Annotated in this window: 17 protein-coding genes; 10 read left to right on the top strand and 7 right to left on the bottom strand. The window is 47.6% G+C overall.

Annotated elements, in window-relative coordinates:
* The first annotated feature begins 33 nt into the window (after window positions 1-33).
* Window positions 34-300 (top strand): zinc ribbon domain-containing protein, encoded by a 267-nt coding sequence (locus ACBP55_RS04225; RefSeq protein ID WP_464649969.1) that lies wholly within the window; start codon window positions 34-36, stop codon window positions 298-300.
* 95 nt (window positions 301-395) lie between these two features.
* Here the strand turns inward: ACBP55_RS04225 and ACBP55_RS04230 are convergent, their stop codons facing one another.
* The 4 genes from ACBP55_RS04230 to ACBP55_RS04245 form a co-directional block, all read right to left on the bottom strand.
* On the bottom strand, window positions 396-566 hold the full coding sequence (locus ACBP55_RS04230; protein WP_464649971.1) for a hypothetical protein: 171 nt from the start codon (window positions 564-566) through the stop codon (window positions 396-398).
* Window positions 567-1,241: 675 nt separating this feature from the next.
* Window positions 1,242-2,414 carry a DUF4129 domain-containing protein gene (locus ACBP55_RS04235; RefSeq protein WP_464649973.1) on the bottom strand — a complete coding sequence of 391 codons (1,173 nt, stop codon included), beginning with the start codon at window positions 2,412-2,414 and terminating at the stop codon, window positions 1,242-1,244.
* A 172-nt stretch (window positions 2,415-2,586) separates the two neighbouring features.
* On the bottom strand, window positions 2,587-3,738 hold the full coding sequence (locus ACBP55_RS04240; RefSeq protein WP_464649975.1) for a DUF58 domain-containing protein: 1,152 nt from the start codon (window positions 3,736-3,738) through the stop codon (window positions 2,587-2,589).
* Window positions 3,739-3,741: 3 nt separating this feature from the next.
* A complete protein-coding gene (locus ACBP55_RS04245) occupies window positions 3,742-4,698 on the bottom strand; it encodes an AAA family ATPase (protein WP_464649977.1) in 957 nt (318 codons plus the stop codon).
* A 592-nt stretch (window positions 4,699-5,290) separates the two neighbouring features.
* Here ACBP55_RS04245 and ACBP55_RS04250 point away from each other — a divergent pair.
* The 7 genes from ACBP55_RS04250 (at window position 5,291) to ACBP55_RS04280 (ending at window position 15,506) form a co-directional block, all read left to right on the top strand.
* A complete protein-coding gene (locus ACBP55_RS04250) occupies window positions 5,291-6,949 on the top strand; it encodes a response regulator (protein WP_464649979.1) in 1,659 nt (552 codons plus the stop codon).
* Window positions 6,950-6,992: 43 nt separating this feature from the next.
* Entirely contained in the window at window positions 6,993-8,756 is a 1,764-nt protein-coding gene (locus ACBP55_RS04255; RefSeq protein WP_464653224.1) for a cache domain-containing sensor histidine kinase, read from the top strand.
* A gap of 12 nt (window positions 8,757-8,768) precedes the next feature.
* Complete coding sequence (locus ACBP55_RS04260; protein ID WP_464649981.1) at window positions 8,769-9,749, top strand: substrate-binding domain-containing protein; 981 nt, start codon at window positions 8,769-8,771, stop codon at window positions 9,747-9,749.
* A gap of 110 nt (window positions 9,750-9,859) precedes the next feature.
* Window positions 9,860-10,930, top strand: a complete 1,071-nt coding sequence (locus tag ACBP55_RS04265; RefSeq protein WP_464649982.1) for a galactose ABC transporter substrate-binding protein — start codon at window positions 9,860-9,862, stop codon at window positions 10,928-10,930.
* Window positions 10,931-11,073: 143 nt separating this feature from the next.
* The gene (locus ACBP55_RS04270; protein ID WP_029195442.1) at window positions 11,074-12,591 is read left to right on the top strand and encodes a sugar ABC transporter ATP-binding protein; all 1,518 of its coding nucleotides are present in this window, start codon (window positions 11,074-11,076) and stop codon (window positions 12,589-12,591) included.
* An 18-nt stretch (window positions 12,592-12,609) separates the two neighbouring features.
* Window positions 12,610-13,641 carry a galactose/methyl galactoside ABC transporter permease MglC gene (mglC, locus tag ACBP55_RS04275; RefSeq protein ID WP_464649983.1) on the top strand — a complete coding sequence of 344 codons (1,032 nt, stop codon included), beginning with the start codon at window positions 12,610-12,612 and terminating at the stop codon, window positions 13,639-13,641.
* Between the two features lie 134 nt (window positions 13,642-13,775).
* Window positions 13,776-15,506: a methyl-accepting chemotaxis protein gene (locus tag ACBP55_RS04280; RefSeq protein WP_464649985.1), complete on the top strand. Its 1,731-nt coding sequence runs from the start codon at window positions 13,776-13,778 to the stop codon at window positions 15,504-15,506.
* Between the two features lie 395 nt (window positions 15,507-15,901).
* On the opposite strand, the gene ACBP55_RS04285 is transcribed toward ACBP55_RS04280, so the two are convergent.
* Genes ACBP55_RS04285 through ACBP55_RS04295 form a run of 3 tightly spaced genes read right to left on the bottom strand, consistent with a single transcriptional unit; the run spans window position 15,902 to window position 18,218 of the window.
* Window positions 15,902-16,366: a RidA family protein gene (locus ACBP55_RS04285; RefSeq protein ID WP_464649987.1), complete on the bottom strand. Its 465-nt coding sequence runs from the start codon at window positions 16,364-16,366 to the stop codon at window positions 15,902-15,904.
* A 53-nt stretch (window positions 16,367-16,419) separates the two neighbouring features.
* On the bottom strand, window positions 16,420-17,562 hold the full coding sequence (locus ACBP55_RS04290) for an alanine racemase (protein WP_464649988.1): 1,143 nt from the start codon (window positions 17,560-17,562) through the stop codon (window positions 16,420-16,422).
* Complete coding sequence (locus ACBP55_RS04295) at window positions 17,559-18,218, bottom strand: helix-turn-helix transcriptional regulator (protein WP_464649990.1); 660 nt, start codon at window positions 18,216-18,218, stop codon at window positions 17,559-17,561. Before ACBP55_RS04295 ends, ACBP55_RS04290 begins: the two co-directional genes overlap by 4 nt.
* A 163-nt stretch (window positions 18,219-18,381) precedes the next feature.
* Between ACBP55_RS04295 and ACBP55_RS04300 the strand changes: the two genes are divergently transcribed.
* Both ACBP55_RS04300 and ACBP55_RS04305 read left to right on the top strand, forming a co-directional pair.
* Complete coding sequence (locus tag ACBP55_RS04300) at window positions 18,382-20,178, top strand: cache domain-containing sensor histidine kinase (RefSeq protein WP_464649992.1); 1,797 nt, start codon at window positions 18,382-18,384, stop codon at window positions 20,176-20,178.
* On the top strand, window positions 20,175-21,734 hold the full coding sequence (locus ACBP55_RS04305; protein WP_464649994.1) for a response regulator: 1,560 nt from the start codon (window positions 20,175-20,177) through the stop codon (window positions 21,732-21,734). The genes ACBP55_RS04300 and ACBP55_RS04305 overlap by 4 nt, the downstream gene beginning before the upstream one ends.
* The last annotated feature ends 100 nt before the right edge of the window (window positions 21,735-21,834 follow it).

A 21,834-nucleotide genomic window follows, 5' to 3' on the forward strand; every position in this document is an offset into this window, starting at 1 on the left:
AATAGGAGAAGCTTTTAGGAGGAGTAAAACAACATGGACACCTACAAAAACTGTCAAAGCTGCGGGATGCCACTCGCTCGTGATGAGCAAGGCGGAGGAACAGAGAAGTCTGGGATGAAGAGCAAGGTATACTGCAGTCATTGCTACCAAAATGGTGAATTCACAATGCCTGATTTAACCGTAGAGCAGATGAAGGATCTGGTGAAGCAGAAGCTGGTCGAGTTTGGTTTTCCGCGGTTTCTTACAGGCCTTTTTACACGCAATATTCATAAGCTAAAAAGATGGTCACCAAACGGCTAATGGAGTTTGACTGCCATGACGACAAAAAAGCTCTATGCAAGGATTGCACAGAGCAAAATGCGAACATGGTCTTTCGTATGTTTATGTAAAAGCAGCTATCTATTGAAGCCGCATTTTTTGGCAAGTGTTGGCCATGTTGAAAGAAACATGTTTTCCCACCTGTCTTCGGGTAATACCATGATCCATCTTGCGATTTGATCCAATCCCATTTCGCATAATGTGTTAACGACTTCTTCTTTTTCACAACCGGTTTTTATTGCTAACATCTCAAAACCACCTCATCGAATGTATTCAAACAATTATATATATGCAGCTGGGTGCAAAAATGTGACTGATTTTTTGAATGTGAATGCTGGGGTGCTGTGTGGGATTGCGAAGAATCGGATAAATGTTGCGTAAAAATAAAAGGAAGAGGCTGAGCAGTGGTTTGCTGCACAGCCTCTTTGTTTGGCATCGGAGAGCTATGGGATGACTAAGCGATGGCGAGATGGAGCGGGCTTGTTAAGGTTGAGACGATGTTAAACATCGTTAAAATGTTTGGAGTGCTCGGATTCGTCACTGTAGTGATGAAAGATATCAATAAAGCTAAGGGATAGAGTGATTTCCCTTGGAAGTAGCGTCTGAGACGATGAATTTCATCGTTAAAGTGTAGGGACTGCTGGGATTCGTCAGTTTAGTGATGAAAAACATCACTAAGGCTGAGGGAAAAGGTGATTTCCCTCGGAAGTAGCGTCTGAGACGATGAATGTCATCGTTAGAGTGTAGGGAGTGCTGGGATTCTTCAGTTTAGTGATGAAAAACATCACTAAGGCTGAGGGAAAAGTTGATTTCCCTCGGAAGTAGCGTCTGAGACGATGAATGTCATCGTTAGAGTGTAGGGAGTGCTGGGATTCTTCACTTTAGTGATGAAACTTCATGCTATCAGTTTAGGTTGAAGGTGTTCATTTTAAGTGAATGCGAATTTGAGGGTCGAGAGTTTGTAGTACTTGATTAAGCTCTGAATCAGATACATTGTCATCTGTATATCGTGCTTGGTTATAAGCAGAAGTGATGGCATGAACGGCTTGGTTGGACAGCTGATATTGGCTGGATAGCTCCCGTTCTGTTTCATTTGGGGTATGGGCTTTGTTGTAAGTATAGCCTCCCTCAGCTGCTTGCTGGATCAAAACACGATAAAGGAAACGGATGCGCTCCCGATTGTTTGGCAAATGTGACCATTTTGGTTCATTTGTTTTCCCCCTCGACCAACGCCTCGTCGTTTGCTGCCACCAAATTCGGGGTAGTTCTTTCCACGCAAGAAGATTCTCTTTTTCATCCGTGAAACCTTCGGCTCCCTCACCTTTCTTGCTGCTAAATGAACGGTTCATCAAGCGCCGGATAAGCGAGACCAGAGCAGGTGTCAGCTTGGCAATGATGATATAAATGGCACCAAGGATAAGGGCGATGACAATGAGATAGCCGAAAATAACCTGGGCATAGTGAAGCAGCATGTCAAACCAGCTTGGTTCACCAGTTGGAGCAGGAGGCGGAAGCGGCAATGGTTGTGCTGAAGGAATTGGCTCGGGCGGTTGATCAGATGATGGCTCGGACAGCAAGAGGCGCAGCAGCCAAGCGATCGAAGCACGGAGAAAGGAGCCAATTCCTTGTTGCAATTGTTGAAAGTAGGCAACAACTGCGATACAAGCAATTAATGTGATTAACCAAATGCGGCTTGAGCGCTTCACTGACTCAGATAGTGACGATGCTGCAGCACGTTCATTGCCTGCTAACGTGGCGTTAAGGAGTTGAGCGCGATTCGCAGCTAAGAGAAAAATAACCAGCGAACAGAAACCGAATCCATTCATCCAACCTATATATGGCTGGAAAAGAACGAACCGTCCCATAATGGGGACACCTATGAAATAAACCAAACCTGCGGTAACAAATATGCTCGCTGGGAAGAGCGAGAACCATCCATCCTTGGTGCAGCGAATACCGCGATAGACAAGTAGTAACCCGGCGGCTGCGCAGGTCCAGCTATGCCAGTTGTTGTTGCCTTGCAGGAGGAAGGCTATCGTTGAACCTGCTCCTGCACAAAGCATTAGCTCGTAGAATGTACGAGATAGCCATTTCATTCGTCCAAAGAAGCAACCCAACACATAACAGAGCAGGAACTGAAAGCAAGTCATCCAGAGTAAGGTCTCTGACAGATAGACCTGGATTAGAACTATAATGGGAAAGAAGATAATGAGTTCGAGTAAACCGTATAAGATCGCTAAGCTGAATTCTCTCACAAGAAAATTAAAATTAGCTCGTCGAGAAGGCGGTTGAATGGGCGCTAACATTGGAAACACCTACCTCCTTTCCGTTCAGTTCAAGAAGTCCGTGCTGTAAGGGGATGATAAAGACAGAATGTCCAAACGATTCAAGTCGGGCAATACTTTCCTTGATCCCCTTAGACACGAAGGAAGTCAGTAGGATGATGTCCATCGCGGTCCCTTCTTGCTCGATTCCATGATCGAGGAAGTCTTCGAAGGAGCGTGAGCAGGTGATGGCCAGCTTCGCCATCGTTTCGAATAGGTGTTCCAAATGTGGCCAACCACCCTCGGGAGCGAGGTACACGGGAACTCCAGGCTGCCCCTGTAGAGAGCCGTTGTAGCCGAAGCCGACAGGAATACCTTGACTCACCGCGTATTCAGCAAGTGTAGCCGCGTATGAGAGAGCTTTCTCAACAAGCTCGGGATCAGTCACGGCATCCCACATCGTTTCCGTTATTTGCGTATTTACGGCCAAGAGCAGCCTGGGGTCAGCGGTGAAATCTCGATTATATACTTGGAGTTTCTGACTGCGTGCTGTCGCCTTCCAGTGGATGCTGTTCATCGTATCACCAAAACGATATTCCCGTGCGCCGGAAACGAGGAACGGATCAGGCATAATCCAGCGTTTGACGGTGATATCGCCTTGCCATCGGCTGGAGAGGAGCGGGATGTCATCTCTGCTTACCAAGCGAGGGTAAACAAGGAACTCCAGCGGCATGCGGTGGATGGAAGAAGCAGCTTGCACACCAACTAGATCGCCGATGGAAGCTGCCACCGTTTCGAGCTTATACCAACCTCGCTTCGCACAGTGTACCCCGTGGCGTCGGACTATTCTTGTATAGGGCATAAGGCTGAACAGACTGCGATGATTCTGGAAAAGAGCTCCGCTGCTCACTGCGAGATTGCTCATCTTCGCAAAGTGGAGCCCCGCGTGAATCGTTGATTCCAAGCGAAGCCAAGGAATTGGAGCCAGCTTACGATTAACGATCGTTTCGATCATGACAATGTCGTCCCCGGCATGGCAATGTGTCGTACTGAAGGCTCGCTCAATGCGAAGCCCGCGAAACCCCCAGCGGGCAAATAGCAGATGCTGGAGGAGGAACAGAGCGACAGTGATGATGAGAATCCAGCTAATGCTCATCGGCTACCCCAGCTTCACTTCCGTAGGAACGGGGGTAGCTGCAAGGATACTGACCAGCAGCGCATGCACCTGCTGGTCTTGTTGGCGCGATCGCGTACGCAGCAAGATGCGATGCGCCCAGACGGGCCCAGCCAGCGCTTTGATGTCGTCAGGCAGCACGTAGTCGCGGCCGCGAAGCGCCGCGTACACCTGCGCCGACTTCATCAAGGCGCGAACGCCGCGCGGGCTGACGCCAAGCGCGGCATCCGCATGCGTGCGCGTCGCTTCCGCGAGCTGCACGATGTACTGCAGCAGCTCGTCGCTGACGCGCACCTGTGTGAACAAGTGCTGAGCTTCGAGCAGCTCAGCACGGCCCACAACCGGCAGCAGCTGATCAAGTGGATCATGCTGCTGATAGCGCTTCAAGATCTGAACCTGCTCGGCTGCGGATGGATAGCCGAGGGAGAGCTTCATCAGGAAGCGGTCGAGCTGAGCTTCCGGGAGGGGGAACGTCCCCTGATTCTCGACAGGGTTCTGCGTGGCGATGACGAGGAACGGAGCTTCGAGCATGCGCGTTTCACCGTCGATGCTCACCTGGCGTTCCTCCATGCTTTCCAGCAAGCTGGACTGCGTGCGCGGGGTCGCTCGGTTAATCTCATCGGCTAGCACGATGTGAGCGAATAGCGGCCCTGGGCGGAATTCGAATTCGCCCAGCTTCTGGTTGAAGAAATTGATTCCGCTTACATCTGACGGCAGCAAGTCGGGCGTGAACTGGATGCGCTTCATTGTGCCATCGAGGGAGCGGGCCAGCGCTTTGGCTAGCTGCGTTTTCCCTGTACCGGGAACATCCTCAAGCAGCACATGCCCGGAAGCAATGAGGGCGATGACCATAAGCTCGACGGTATCGTCCTTTCCAACAATGACTTTACCTACGTTTTCTTTAATAAGTGAAGCGATTCGTCCTATTTGTGCGAAATCCATGGTTTTCCTCCTTGTTAGTGCGAGCAGTTTTATTGCAATTCCTGTCTTGTGAGCGGTTTTACTGCACTTCCTATCTATTGAGGGAACGTAGAAGCGCTATTTCTTACGTTTAGCTCTTTTCAGGGTCCTAAGCGGAACCACGTTCCGCTATTCCTCGAAAATCGCTGTAATTTCCTCCAATTTGGACTAAATAGCGCCTCGTAGTTCCCTTTGGGGCCGAAAACAAGCATTTTGCATGAAATAGCGTACTCAGGTTCCCTTAATCATCGCAAAGGGTTCTCTCCAGCGACGGCTGATTGGAGTTTGTTCTTAAAAGCCCCAGTCCAGTAACAGCTCAATTAATGTTTAATACCGTAAGGCCGCACCATGCTAAGCAGGGGATTGTCCCAGTTTGATGCATTTTTAGTGGGTTTGCTTTACTCTTACTTAATCTTAACAGACAAAAGGTGATTTTTACCATTATTTCCTCCATCACGCACCAACTAGTTGTGTATTCCATAGGCAGTTAGTACAATGATGGTGATTAAGAATACGCTTACGAGAAGCGCTTATGAAGTAAGCTTTTTATAAGAAGAGCTTTAGGAGGACGAGCATGTACAAGCTGCTACTAGTTGATGACGAAGAGGACGTGCGGGAAGGTGTCGTCCGTGAGATAAATTGGGAAGCGATTGGCTTTGAAGTGGTTGAGAAAGCGGAGAACGGCAGGGAAGCGCTGGAAATGGTTGAGCGGCTGCAGCCGGACGTGGTTGTAACGGATATTCAGATGCCGTTCATGAATGGGCTCCAACTAGCTGAGGCGGTCCGGGAGCGTTTTCCGACGATTAAGCTCATCATCCTTACGGGGCATGATGAGTTCGAATATGCCCAAAAGGCGATTAAGCTGCACATTGATGAATATGTGCTGAAGCCTTTTTCCGCGCAAGAGCTGATCAATGCCTTGCTGAAGGTGAAGGAGCAGATTCAAGAGGAAGTGTCTCATCGGGAAAATGTACAGCTGCTGAAGGAGCATTACCGTAAGAGCATGCCTGTGCTTAAGGAAAATTTCTTAGCAACGTTAATGAACCGGAAACTCCCGCGTGATGAAGTCTACGAGAAGGCCGCGAACTACGGGATTGAGCTTACTGGCAATAGCTATGTTGTAGCGGTGCTGAGCATCGACGGGGTGCTTATTCATGAAGAGGATTTGGAGAATCGCAGCGAATTGGCGAAGTCCGTTTCTTTGAAATACTCCGAGGATCAGGCGCTGAAATATTTTGCCTTGCTGAATATTACGGAGGAGATTGTCGATAAACGGCGTCTTGGCCTTGTTTTCATGCATAACGATCAAGTGGTTGTACTAGCCGCTAGAGAGAGCATAGACAGAGAAGCCGCGCTTCAAGAAACGATGAAAGTGCTGGAAGAAGTGCGTCAGAATGTAGAGAAATATTTGAAGTTTACGCTTACCGTTGGGATCGGAACCGTTATGAAAGACGTAACCAAGATGAGCTATTCATATGAAGATGCGGTGTTGGCGCTGGATTACCGACTTATCTTAGGCAACAACCGCATGATCTACATCGATGATGTGGAGAAGCGAAACGTGGAGAAGATTCGTTTTGACGATGTGAAGGAGCATGCCTTGACGCGCTGCATTAAGGTCGGGACGAGTCAGGAGATTCGGGAGACGATGGATGAGCTTTTTCAAGGGATAGAGGGTGGTGTTTCCGTTAAGGACTACCAAATTTATTTACTCGAAATATTGACTTGTATCCTGAAAGCGGCCAAGGACTCTAACCTTAACGTCGATGAGGTATTTGGCGATCATTTTATTCCTTTTACAGAAATAAATAAATTCACTTCCTTGGAAGAAGCCAAGCATTGGCTTGCCGAATTATGTGCGAGCATGATGAATCATATCGCGTCGGACCGTCAATATACGTACAAAAACCTGGTCGAAATGGCCAAAGATTATACGAAGAGCCACTATCACGAAGGTGATATCACGATTAATAAAGTGTGCGGCCACCTGCATATCAGCGCGGGATATTTCAGCAGTATTTTCAAGAAAGAGACGAAAATGACTTTCGTGAACTATTTGAACCATATTCGTATGGAAGCAGCCAAGGAGCTCTTGCGTTCTACGGATATGAAGGCGCTGGAAATCGCGGAGAAGGTTGGCTATGCCGATGCCAATTATTTCAGCTTTTCGTTCCGTAAAAATGTCGGTGTTTCCCCCAAAGAGTACCGAAATAACAGTTCCAAAGGGCTTTAGTGTTAAAGGGGGGGGTAATGTTTTGAAACGCAAAGTGAGAACGATGTTCGAGGCCTTATATACTGTTTTGCTGGACACGATGAGGGTGAAAAGCATTCAATTTACGATTACGATGTCGTTTATTTTGATTACGGTGATCGTCATGTTGATCGTCTCGCTGGTGCTTTATAATAAATTTTCTAGAACAGCGGAAGAGAGTGCTTTTCTGAATACACAGCAAGTGATTGAGCAGGTACAGTTTAACTTGGAACACTATATTAAAGGCATGGCGGATACCTTCGAGGTGGTCGATGCGAAAATCGCTAAGAGCCACGGCATTCCTTCGGACAAGCTGCTCGAGCAGTTGGAAACGATCGCGAGTACGCGCGAGGATATCGTGTCCATTCACCTTTTTACAGCAGATGGTGGACTAGTAACGGGCATTCCCACGACCGAGATGCGCAAAAATACGCGACTTCTCGAGCAGTCGTGGTTTAAGTCTGCGCTGGATAATCCTAACCATCTCACTTTTTCCCTCCCGCATATACAGAATTTGTTCAAGGATCCATACAAGTGGGTCGTTTCCATGAGCAAAGGGGTTTCCATTCAAAAGGATGGGAAATGGGTTGAGGCTGTGCTGCTCGTAGATGTTAACTTCAAGACGCTGGATGACGTGTTTCGTACGGTTTCTCTCGGCAAAAAGGGCTATGTTTACATCATCGACGACTCTGCCGGCAACATTGTCTATCACCCGCAGCAGCAGCTTATTTATATTGGTTTGAAGTATGAAAATGTAGAGCAAGCGCTCAAATTCTCGTATGGAAAATACATGGATGTCAGCGATGGCGAGTCGCGGTTCAATGTGGTCAGGACGGTTAATAACATCGGTTGGAAAATTATTGGCGTCTCCTACATGGATGAAATGGTTACAACACGCAAGGAAATCAGTACGTTCATGATTTGGCTTCTCGTCATTGTTCTTGTTTTCATATTATTGATTTCGTCCTTCATGTCTGCACGTATTTCGCAGCCCATTAAGCGACTGAAGAAGTCGATGGAAATGGTCGAAAAGGGCCATTTTGACACGTATATTCATGTTCGGGGCGCTGATGAAGTGGAGCAGCTTTCACGGAGATTCAATCTGATGGTCTCACGGGTTCGTGAGCTGATGGATCAAAGCATCCATGAGCAGGAGACGAAGCGGAAGAATGAGCTGGAGGTATTGCAGTCTCAGATTAATCCGCATTTTTTGTACAATACACTCAATTCCGTTGTTCGCATGGTCGGTAATGGGAAGAATGAAGACGTCGTCAAAACCATTACGTCCTTGTCCAAGTTTTTTCGGATATCCCTGAGCAAGGGGAAGAATATCATTACAATCGGAGAAGAAATCGAGCACATTAGGAATTATTTGATTATCCAGAAGATGCGGTATAAAGATAAGTTCGATTACGAGATTCAGGTGGATGAAGAGGTACTTACCTACAAGACGCTGAAGCTGATTTTACAACCATTTGTGGAAAACGCACTCTATCATGGCATTGAATATATGGTAGACGAAGGTCTTATTCACATATCGGTCGGCAAGGTCGATGAGAAGATCTTATTTGAGATTCGGGATAACGGTGTTGGTATGTCAGAAGAAACGCTCAAAAACATCCTGACCGGTCATGTGAAAAGTGAAAAAGGGTCCGGTGTAGGGCTGCGAAATGTACATGAGCGTATCCAGTTATATTTCGGTACGGAGTATGGGGTTAAGGTTGAAAGTGAGCTGGAAGAAGGAACTACCGTCAAGGTTTGGATTCCAGTAGTTATGGAAGATGAATAGGAAGGAGAAGCCATGGATAAAACAATGAAAATAAGACCCCTTCTATTTGCCGTCCTGGTAGCCGTCATCTCCATGTCCTCCTGTACCAAGCAAACGGAGACCATTCCAACCGAGCAAAAGAAACATTTGGAGGTTATACTCCGCAGTCAAAACGGCGATTACTGGAAAACGGTGAAGATGGGCGCCGAGGTGGCCGCGAAGGAGTTTGATGTTGCGCTGGATTTCCGTGCACCAGGCGATGAAGCGGATGTGAAGGGTCAAATTGCCTTAATGGAGCAATCGATCAGCAGCGGACCGGATGCCATTGTGTTGGCAGCTAACGGTTATAAGGAATTGTCCGGGGTTGTGGATGATGCGTCAACGCGGGGAATTCCTGTCATCACAATCGACTCCGAAGTGGAGAATCGTAAAGCGAAGAGCTTTATTGGGGCAAATAATTATGAAGCTGGGCAATTGGCTGGCAAACAGCTGATCAAGCTGGCTGGGACAAGCGGTGATATTGCAATTGTTAGCTTTATGCAAGGAGAGCGCAACACAGAGCTTCGGGAACAGGGCCTTTTGGAGGAATTATCCAAATATCCGGATGTGAAGGTAATTGAGAAGGTTTACAGTCTGACTGACTATGAGCTTGCCGCGCAGCTAACCCATAGCATGATAGAGAAGCATCCCCAATTAGACGGGATTGTGGCTCTGAATGAAATCTCGTCCATTGGCGTTGCGCATGCCATTCAGAGTATGGACCTTCAGGACAAAGTGAAAATCATTACATTTGATAGTACGTCCGAAGAGTTGGAACTGCTGCAGGAGGGTGTCATTCAAGCGACAATCATTCAGAATCCATTCAGTATCGGGTATTTAGGTGTAAAGAACGCAGTTGAAGCTTCGAAAGGGAAGAAGGTGCCCAGCCGCGTGGATACAGGGATTAAAGCTATTGATCTGAATAATATGTTCTGGTCGGACAATCAAAAGCTGTTATTCCCGTTTATAAAGTGATGAGAATTTCGATAGAACACATGAGGATATTGCATTTGTTTTGGTGTTTTGATCCAGTATAGTAAGGAATGTAAATAATAAACAACACACCTTTTAGGGAGGGTCTTACCTTGAAAAAATTGATTACACTTGCAGTAGCAGGCGCTTTGGTTGCAACCGTAGCAGGCTGTGGCACTAAAGCAACACCTTCACCAGCTCCAGCGGCATCTACCGGCGCAGCAGCAACGGCAAAACCAGCAGATACAGCAAAAAAACCAACAATTGGTGTAGCCATCTACAAATTTGACGATACATTCATGTCTGGTGTTCGTGCCGCGATCGCTGATGCAGCTAAAGATAAAGCAACAGTTGATATCGTTGACAGCCAGAACTCACAACCAACACAAAATGATAAAGTCGATCTTTTCATCACGAAAAAAGTAAACGCTCTAGCGATTAACGCAGTTGACCGTACAGCGGCAGGCGTTATCATCGATAAAGCAAAAGCGGCCAACGTTCCAGTTGTATTCTTGAACCGTGAGCCACTTGCTGACGACATGAAGAAATGGGATAAAGTTTACTATGTAGGCGCTAAAGCAGAGCAATCGGGTACGATGGAAGGCCAACTGCTGGTTGACTACTTCAAAGCTCATCCTGAAGCGGACAAAAACCATGACGGTAAAATCCAATACGTTATGCTGAAAGGCGAGCCAGGACATCAAGATGCTGAGCTTCGCACGAAGTTCTCCATCCAAGCGATCACAGATGCTGGTCTGGGTGTAGAAAAAGTAGCGGAAGATACAGCTATGTGGGACCGCGTTAAAGGTCAAGAAAAAATGGCAGCTTTCCTAGCTTCCAACGAAAGCAAAATCGAAGCTGTTCTTGCGAACAACGATGATATGGCACTTGGCGCTATCGAAGCTTTGAAAGCAAAAGGCTATTTCAAAGATGGTAAATTCCTGCCAGTCGTAGGCGTAGATGCTACAGCTCCTGCACTTCAAGCGCTTAGCGATGGAACTTTGCTAGGAACTGTTCTGAACGATGCGAAAAACCAAGGTGCGGCAACAACGAATGTTGCAACAGCACTTGCTAACGGCAAAACGCCTAGCAAAGAAACAACTGGCTACGATGTAACAGACGGTAAATATGTATGGATTTCCTACAAAAAGATTACGAAAGATAACATGAACGAAGCGAAGTAATCCGAATAGAAGCGGGCAAGAGCAGCGATGATTACTACGCGGGCGCTCTTGCCTTCCTTATTTGGGAACCCATGCAAAGGTAAAGAGACAACGAAGAAGGCTTCACTTTGTGGGGATTATCGTGAGCTGTAGGGGGAGTTACCATGACTGTACATGACTATTTATTGGAAATGAATCAAATCTCCAAAGAATTCCCCGGCGTCAAAGCGCTGGATAACGTTACCCTCAAGGTTCGCCCGGGAAGCGTGCATGCGCTGATGGGAGAGAACGGTGCGGGCAAATCGACGCTGATGAAATGCTTGTTCGGTATTTATAAACCGGATGGCGGAGAAATCAAACTGAATGGCGAAGTTGTTTCCATTCAAAGTTCGAAAGATGCTTTAACAAACGGCATTTCCATGATCCATCAAGAGCTGCATCCCGTTCCTCATCGTAACGTAATGGAGAATATATGGCTGGGCCGATTTCCGCTAAAAGGGATTGGACCTTTGAAATTAGTGGATCACAAGAAGATGCGTAAAGATACAGAGAGCTTGTTCAAACAGCTACAGATGGATATTAAGCCGGATACACTGGTAGGAACGTTATCTGTTTCTAAGGTGCAATCCATTGAAATTGCCAAGGCTGTGTCATTCAATTCGAAAGTCATTGTTATGGATGAGCCTACTTCTTCACTTACGGGTAACGAAGTTGAGCAGCTGTTTCGCATCATTCGCGACCTGAGAAGTCGTGGCGTTTCGATCATCTATATTTCACATAAAATGGAAGAAATTCTTGAAATTTCTGATGAAGTGACGATTATGCGCGACGGTACCAAGATCGGTACGTGGGCATCATCGGAGTTAACGACTGACATGATTATATCGAAGATGGTCGGAAGGGATTTGAAGGAGCGTTTCCCAGAGCGCAGCAATGTGCCAAACGGTGTATTAATGAAAGTCGAAGGACTTACATCTGTCATTCCAAGATCATTCAAGAATGTATCCTTTGATCTTCGGAAGGGAGAAATTCTCGGAGTCGGCGGTCTTGTTGGTGCTCAGCGGACGGAGCTGATTGAAGCTTTGTTCGGGATGAGAGGTGTTGCTTCAGGCAGCATTTCGATGCATGGCAAGCAAGTGAAGCTCAAGTCGCCAATTGATGCTATCAAGCAGAAAATCGCTTTGCTCACGGAAGAGCGCCGTGTAACGGGTATTTTCCCCGTACTATCCGTTCTTGAGAACACCGTGATTGCAAATTTGGGCAGATATATGAATCCACTAGGCTTCATTAACGAAGCTAAACGCAAAGTAGAAGTCGAACGAAGTATCGAAATGCTTCGGGTCAAGACGCCGAATATGCACGCGCTGATCAAGAACCTGTCAGGTGGAAACCAACAAAAGGTGCTGCTTGCCAGATGGCTGCTTACAGAGCCAGACGTGCTCCTGCTTGATGAACCGACACGGGGAATTGACGTAGGTGCTAAATTCGAAATTTACTCCATCATCGCTGACCTTGCGAAGCAGGGGAAAAGTATTATCATGATCTCTTCTGAAATGCCCGAACTGTTAGGGATGTCAGACCGAATCATGGTCATGTGTGAAGGACGCCTTACAGGCATTGTAGAAGGAAATAAAGCAACTGAAGAAGAGATCATGCGCCTTGCTGCACAGCATATGGCATAATGGAGGGGGCCAAGAACCATGAGTACAAAGACAGAAACAATGAAATCCAGAGACATTAGTGGGTTCGTGACCAAATACGCAATCTACATCGTGCTAGTCGTGTTAGTTGTCGGTATCGCGATATATGATCCACGCTTTTTATCGGTAAATATCCTTCGTGATATTCTACTTCAGTCATCCACGCGCGTCATTATCGCCTTAGGTGCGGCATTCATCTTGATCACAGGGGGAACGGACCTTTCGACTGGACGTATCGTCGGCTTGACCGCCGTTATCTCCGCTTCCATGCTGCAAACACAGGAGTATGGTCGAAGATTTTTCCCGAATTTGCCTGAGCTGCCATTGATCGTGCCGATCGTTATTGCGATTGTAGCTGGTCTATTGATAGGTCTGATCAACGGGATCATTGTTGCAAAATTCAAGGTTCCACCGTTCATTGCAACTTTGGGTACGATGGTTGCTGTATACGGAGCTAACTCCTTATACTTTGATATGAAACCGAATCAGTCACAGCCGATTGGCGGATTGAGACCAGATTTCAGTCAGTTGGGGACAGGCGCGATCGGAACCGGTTCTACGTATTCCATACCTTACATTGTCATTATTGCCATTGTTGTAGCTATCATCGTTTGGATTGTGTTCAACAAAACGAAGCTGGGGAAATATATGTACGCCATCGGCGGCAACATTCACGCAGCAGTCGTTTCGGGTATTAACGTAAATCGTTACCTTATCTACATCTACGCAATTGCTGGCGCTTTGTATGGTCTGGCAGGGGTACTGGAAGCAGCAAGAACGGGTGGCGCAACGAATAACTACGGGAATATGTACGAGCTTGATGCGATCGCAGCTTGCGTAGTCGGCGGCGTATCCACTTCCGGTGGTATCGGGACTGTACCTGGTGTTCTTGCAGGGGTATTAATTTTCAGCGTTATCAACTATGGTTTGACGTTTATCGGAATTAGTCCTTACTGGCAGTTGATTATTAAAGGTATTATTATCGTTGCGGCTGTGGCCTTCGATATGCGTAAATACATGAATTCCAAATAATGATCTTAAACACCAAGACGTTTCATCTCATTTGGTTATAGGTAATAATGTGAAACAGGCTGTCGCGATTTAACGACAGCCTGTTATCCTGTAATAAATGAAAGCGATTACTGACGTCTCAGGAGGACATAGTCATGGCAAATCATAATTCGGCTAGCTGGAGAAAGCGAATATTTTCAGTTTCTTTGAGAAGCAAGATTGTGGGCACATTTATTATTGTATCTTTACTCGTTGCAGTAACGAGCGGCATGTCGTATACATACTTGAATAAAGTGGATAGCTCCTATTCCAAGCTTTTGAATGATAATGTCACTATTCTTCGCAATGTTTCTGAGATCAAAGAGAAAACGCAAATACAGAACAGTATGTTGTTTGGGTACGTGTTAGATCCATCGAAGGACAAAGAAAAGCTTTTGACAGAAATGAATGTAACACTTTCATCAATCATTACTCAGATGGGAGAGGTTTCGAAGAACGAGGATGAGCAGAGTGCTATCCAATCCTTGGCAGATTCGAACATGACGTTTGCTCGCTTAGTGAAGAAAGTGACGGAATACGCCGACAAAGGGAATGTGGCTCTAGCCAAAGCGGAAGCGATGCAATGGGCTATTCCGACAACGGAAACATTGACGCAAGCTGCCGCGAAGATTGAAGAGCTGGAAAGGAAAGTCCAAGAGGAAGCTTCTGCCCGCAATCATGATGTGGTTGTATCTACCGTTCAAACGTTGATCTGGGTTAGTGTAGCAGCCTTTCTTTTCGCCTTGGCCATCGGCCTCCTGCTGTCCCGCATGATCGTTAATCCCATACGTTCTATGGTACAAGCAGCCGAGCGAATTGCGGCATGTGATTTAACGGTTAATGACATTAACGTGAGGAATAGGGACGAATTACGACATTTGGCTACCGCTTTTAATCAAATGAAAGCCAATCTGCATAGCTTAATTAGTCAGGTAGGGAGCAGTGCCCAGCACGTCGCTGCCGCTTCGGAAGCGCTTAGCAGCAATTCTGAACAAGTAAGCGAGTCTTCGGAACGCATTACGTATACGGTACAGGACATTTCGCAAGGTACGGATGCGCAAGTGCGAAGTGTCCACTTGGGAGTCTCCATCATGGAGGAAATGTCAGCAGCCGTCATTCAAATTGCAAGCGTTACGCAATCGGCTAACCATCAGTCTTTCCTCGCACAGCAAGAGGCAGGGGAGGGCAATGCGGCTGTCGAGACAGCGATAACGCAGATGAATGCTATTTATCAAAAGATGATGGAGCTTGCTGAATCGGTACAGCGGCTCGGTCATCGTTCTGAACAAATCGTCAATGCGAACGCAATGATTGCAGGGATCGCGCGGCAGACGAACATGCTCGCGCTCAATGCATCCATTGAAGCGGCACGTGCCGGAGCCGCTGGTAAAGGCTTTGCGGTCGTCGCCGACGAGGTCCGCAAGTTATCCATGCAGACGACTGCAGCTGCGGAGGAGGTCGCTAATCTTGTTTCCAGCATTCAGGATGAAACAAGAGAGGTTGTCAGTTCCACCGAAGCTGGGAGCCGAGAGGTGCAGACGGGGCTTGAGGTGGTCGGCGTAGCGCGAGATACCTTCAAACGTATTCGCGATGCGATGGACGAAGTTGCGAGGCAGATCGAGGAAGTGGCGGGCAGTTCGGCCGCGATTTCCGAGAAAACACGCGCAGCCGTAGATGTGATTCGCGCGATCGATGAAGTTGCTGGACAGACCGCTGCGGGAGCGAGGAATGTATCTTCCAACATCGAGGGTCAGTACGCGAGCATGGAGGAGATTTTCTCCTCGGCGACCGTGCTGAACAGCATGGCTGCTGATTTGCAAACTTTAATCGGAAGATTCCGAGTGTGAGGCGAATGGCGAACTCCGAATTTTGGGGAATTCCTCGGTTTGGTAGGATGGGCTGACTAATTTGGCTGCTTTAGAGTGGCTTAAGAGTTTTTAAGAGTACTTAAGAGAGTACTTAAGAGTGCTCAAGAGGAACGACAAGACCCTATTTCGGGAAAAATGTGCTGAAAGTCGAATCTAACGGAACGTGAGGACCTTATTTTAGGGAAATAAGGCTTCTCAGGACTCGAAGCAGCGAAATAGCGGCTCCTCGTTCCTCTTGCCCGGATGAAATGGGCGTTTTTCGTCAAATAAGGCTTCTACGTCCCTTTTGCGGAATGAAGCAGTCGCAACTAGCTTTTAGCATAAAACAAGGACCTGAGGCAGCGCCTCGGTCCTTTATTTTGTTGAGCTCGATACTAATCGCGCACTTCTACGATAAGTTCAATTTCCACCGGTGTGTGAAAAGGCAGATCACTTGTACCAATCGCTGAGCGAGCATGTTTGCCCTTCTCACCGAACACAGCCACTAACAAATCAGAAGCGCCGTTAATGACATAGGGCTGATCGCCAAATCCCGGAGCGCTGTTGACGAAACCGAGCATTTTCACGATTTTGACAACACGATCCAAGTCTCCAAGATAGCCCTTCATAACCGCTAAGCAATTGATAATGGTTTGACGGGCTGCCGCTTGCCCTTGCTCGATCGTTACTTCGCGGCCAAGTTTGCCTTCGTACATAAGTTCACCGTTAATACGGCAATCCTGACCGGATAAGTAAATGAGATTCCCTGTCTGATTGCAGGGAATATAAGTGAAACGCGGTTCAGGGGATGGGGGGAGCGTGATGCCTAGCTCTTGTAAACGTTGTTCAATTTGGGACATAGTGTTGACCTCCAAGTTAAATGATGATTAAATCGAGACTGTCTGCCTGACTCTTACTCCAACATACCTCGTGCCAGCACCGGAAGGCGCTCATACGCATCGCCGCGCTGCATAAAAACCTGATTGTGCAGGTTGACGGTGCTGCAAATGTGATTAGGAATAATACGCAGCTTGTCGCCTACCTGCAGGTTGGCCGCTTGGGCGAGAGGCCCAAGTTCAAGCATGCCATGCTCTTCGGACATGCGAACGAGAATCGCATCTTCTAGATTCATGATGTGGCCGAAGCCCCGCAGCTGAAGCGGGTGTGTATCCGGCTGCACATCGGTAGCGAAGGTTTTGCTACCGCCGTCGATGATCGCGAGATCCGCCGACGGGCGGCTTACGACGGTGACGAGCACGCTGCCTGCGCAGTCTTCGATGCCGCAGACGCCTAAGCGGGCCTGCATCCGATCGTGGTACACGTAGGTGCCGGGCCGGACCTCCGTCACGCCTTCTACCGCAGCGGCGGAAGCGGCCGTCGGTGTGGATCCGACGCTAACGTCCGTGATAGCGATGCCCTGCGCTCTAAGACGCTCGGCCAGTTGCGCCATCAGCGTGCCTTCTTCTTCACCGGCGGCCGCGACGTCGAGGGTAGGCTTCCCTGCCAGCAGGGAGCCGCGAAATGTGTAGATGCCGGTCAGCCGCAAATGCGGCATGCGGGCGATCTCCGCGGCGAGCGCAGGAGCCTGCTCGTAGAGTACACCGGTTCTGCGGAAGCCGGTATCGATTTCTAGCCGGACTTGCAGCGAGTGGCCAAGTCGGCTTGCGCACTGCTCTAATTGCTGAGCACCTGCCAAGCTATCGACGCCGACGATCAGCTCGATCCGCTCGCTTAAACGAATCGCTCTTTCAATCTTGCTTGCGGTTACAAGCGGGTAAGCGATGAATATATTGGCAACGCCACCTGCCGCCATTACCTCAGCTTCGGACACTTTTGCTACCGTGATACCGACTGCGCCAGCCGCAATTTGTTGAAGTGCGACGGATGGGAGCTTATGCGTCTTCGCATGCGGACGCAGCTTCACATGATGTTGACTGATAACATTAGCCATTGCTTGAATGTTACGATCCATGCGATCTGCGTCAATAAGCAGGCAAGGTGTCTCTAATGTTTCTGTTGTCTCCAATGTTTCCAAGCTCTCCATCTTGTTCATCATCCCTCCACACTCTCTTTCACGGTTTTTTTGCCTTCTTCTAAGTGACTATATAGGGTATACTTTGAAATATTCAAATACGTGCAAATCTTCTCGCCGCCTTTTTTAATCAGAAAAGCACCTTTGGCATCCAGAAGCTGAATCATGCGCATTTTGTCTTCCTTGGTCATGACGGCCACGGGTTTGCCTACTTGCTCTTGTGCTTCTTGAATAAGGGCATCGAGCAGATCGGTTACACTCGTAACGAATGATTCTTTTACTTCTGTTTGTTCCCCAGGACTTATCAGTGTCTGCAGCGTTTTCCCAGCGATCATAAGCTCCGTGATATCGTAGTTAATGCATAGCGAGCCAATGATAGTGCCTGCTTTATTTTTCATATACATCGAACTAGAGCGCAGAATGCGTCCATCTTTGGTTTGCGTTAAGTAGTTAAACTTGTTGCCGTTTACATGATTGCCCCGCAGCAGTTCCAAACCCAGATTCGTTCCGGGATCTCCGACTTTGCGTCCAGTAATGTGACCATTCGCAATTGCGACGATGGAGCTATCGTAAGGACCTGTCAAGTCATGCAGCACGACTTCACAATTGTCTCCGAATTGAGCGGCAAGTCCTGTCACAAGTTCGGTCAAAAACCCGAATTCATCTTGAATTGATTCCACGCCTGTCATCTCCCCGTGTAAGGTTATTCTGAGCAAAATAGTAACACAAACGGTTTGAATGTCAAACAAAAAGTTTGTTTGACTAAAAAAAAGTATGATTTTCTGCCAATGCTCATGGTACTATGTAAAAAAGATCATTGCAGGACCGAAGGAGGGATCATCCATGAGACGCTGGTTTGCCAAATCCCTGAAACGTAAGCTGTCTTTGCTTATTTTATTCGCAGTTATATTACCGCTGCTTTCAATGGGGATCGTTTCCTATAGCATCGCAACATCGGTATCGGAAGAGAAAGCGAAGCAGGCGGGGATGAACACACTGAAGCAGATGTCGGATAAGCTTGATTTTATTATTCAAGACGTTGAGAATATGTCGGTCTTTCTGATCGGGCAAAAGGATATTCAAACGTATCTCGATAACGAAGAAGGAGACGTCAACAGCTATTCCCTTATTGTTGGCACCCTATGGAATTTGTCGTATTCCAAAAAATATATTTCCAACATTACGATTACTCCGAAAAACGGCAATCCTGCTCTTTCAACAACGACCATAACCAATTCAGGATTATATCCTCTCTTACAACAATATGAATCCGTTTACAAGCCAGCTTCCAAATGGTGGTCTCCACTGTATGAAAACCAAACATCGGACGGACCAAAGAAGGTTATTTCACTCGTCAGACCTATACGTGATTTCAGTACTTTTAAGACGATAGGTACTTTGATCGTTTCGTTAGATCAGGCAGAGATCGAGCGTTATTTGACAGGTGCGGGCTGGGAAAGCAATGGGTTCGTTCTTTTGTTAGATCAATATGATCAGATCATTTCGGGGGGCGATCCGAGTTGGTTAGCACGAACCGTCGGTGAAGTTTTTCCGAAAATGGGGGAGCTAGCAGCTGCAAACGGTGTGCTTAATGTGAAAAAAGGGGAACAACCGCATACGGTTTTGTATAATCCGATTCCTCGATTAGGTTGGAAATTGGTCGGTTTCATTCCTACACAGATCTATCAAAAGCAAAATGGTTACGTGCTCACGGTGACAGCTGTTACGATCGTAATTGCCCTGTTGCTCGCTATGGGGATGGTACTCTACTTCTTGCAATGGGTAACGAAGCCTTTGATGAAGCTGACCAAATATCTGAAGGATCTGAATCCAGACGAGACGATTCCTACCTATGAGGTGAAAAGCGTCGACGAAGTCGGGCTGCTTGTCCACAGTTATAATAAGCTGAGTGAACGGATAGGCAGACTGAAGGATCAAGTACAGCTGAACGAAGCGATGAAAAAGGAAGCGGATATTATGGCTCTGCAGGCGCAGATCAATCCGCACTTTCTGTATAATACACTCTCCTCCATCCACTGGATCGCTTTGATGAATAAGGATCGTCAAATTGCTGAAATGGTTGGTGCGCTCAGTGATTTCTTAAGATTCAGTTTGAATAAGGGCGAGGAGTTTTGCGCTGTTCAGCAGGAAATTTCTCATGCACAAAATTATGCTTATATACAAGCTATTCGGTTTCCAGACCAGTTTGAGATTGAATTTTTTATCGATCCCGCGATGGTGCATAATTCGATGTTGAAGCTGCTTCTACAGCCTTTGATTGAGAACAGCCTTATTCATGGTATCCAGAAGAAAAAAGCGAAAGGTCACATCTATGTGCACGGAGAACTGCGGGATCGTCAAATGAAATTCGTAGTTGAGGATACGGGAATAGGTATGGATGAGACGAAGCAACGCGCGATTCAAGATCAGCTTGCTTTGGCCAATCGTCAACTGGGTATGCTAAGCGAAGTCGCTAAAGAATCGAAGATAGCTGTTACCAGCTACGGACTCATCAATGTTCACCGGAGATTATTACTGCATTATGGCGTAGAGTCTGGGCTTGTTGTTGAGAGTACGCCCGGTGTTGGGACGAGCATTTCATTTTCAATTCCTCTTAGGATGGGAGAATTAGCGACATGAGAATCTTGATTGTAGACGATGAGGTTATTATACGAACAGGTCTTTGTACCGTTATTGATTGGAAAGAGCTCGGTCTTGAACTGCTTCCGGCCGCCGCTTCTGCTGAAGAGGCTTTAGAGCGCATTCCTGCAGAGAAGCCGCATATTATACTGACCGATATTCGTATGTCAGGTATGGACGGTATTGAGCTTGCGCGTGAGGTGAAAGCGATATTGCCGGACACGGAGATCGTTATTCTTACGGGGTACGATGACTTCAGTTATGCCCAGCAGGCACTGCGCGAAGGTGTGACCGATTACTTGTTGAAGACAAGCCGTCCGGAAGAGATTATTAAAGCTGCGCTGAAAGCGAAACAGAACATTATGGATAAATGGGAGTCGATCAAACAGGATAATCTTCAACAGGCTGCACTGCGCAATCAGTTGTTGGAACGGGTGCTGGGTCGTGGCTTGAACGATGATAGAGAAGCTCATGAGCAGCTGCAAGCATGGTTTCGCAAGAATGGTGTAGATGTTCACCCAGAGTCAGGTGAGTCTGCAGCGATGCAAGTTCTCCTTATCTCTGTTTCTGGATGGGGGGAGACGCCTATCATGGAGCTTCTGCAAGGAGCCGCAGAGAATATCCTTTTCGAGCTGCTCCCGTGCGTTACGCTCATGAAAAAGGACCATTTGCTGCTTGTCGTGCGCCACGAAGTCGGGATGACCGATCAAGCTGGGCTGACAAAGGCGCTTAAGCGCGTTACCGAAACGCTCAAATGCTCGGCTTTTGCAGCACTCGGAACCGTAACGCAGAATTACGAAGGGCTTCGGGAATCGTATCGTGCGGCGAAAGAAGTTTTTGCTTACCAAGGGCTGCTCGGTGCACAAGGACTGTTTACGGTGGAAGATATCAAGGAGCGCAGCGGAGGTCGCACGGTTTGCACCGAGAAGGAGGAAGCGGAGCTTACCGCGATTTTGATGAGCGGCAATGCTACAGAGCTGAGACACTGGGTGAACCAGAAGGTGCGGGCTCTGATGGAAGATGCCGCAGCGACGCCGCTTACGGTTCAGGGCTATTTGCAGTCGATGATCATAGCGGGTCATCGATGGCTTGAACGGGCCAGTTCTTCCCAAGAGGAGACGATTCCTCTTAGCACACTGCCTGCCTATGAGGGGGAAGGACGTCCCGAAGAAGAAGTCTTTAAGGTGCTTTCTGCCGTGATGACGCGTTTTCATCAGGGCTTGGACCAGAATCGCTACGCGTATATTCACAAGTCCATTGCCTATATCCGGGACAATCTGCATCAGCCGATTTCGCTTCAACAGGTGGCTGGATTCGTGCATGTGAATCCCAATCATTTTAGCGAGGTGTTCAAGCGGGAGACAGGCTGTACGTATATCGAATTCGTCACCCAGGAACGGATGAAACGCGCCGTGGATATCCTCCAGGGCACTCAGACCAAAGTCAGCGATATTGCCAGAAGAGTGGGTTATGAAGATATCAAATACTTTACGCAGCAGTTCAAAAAGTATACGGGAAGAACGCCGTCTGAATTTCGACAAGGGAATAAAGACTGAATAATGTCCCCCTCTGCGCCGAAGTTTCTCCCGTACCGCCTCCTGAATATGTCCTCTATACTAAAGTTCATAGAGAGAGCTTGAGCTTACGTATTTACGA

This window comes from Paenibacillus sp. WG02, from assembly GCF_055396115.1.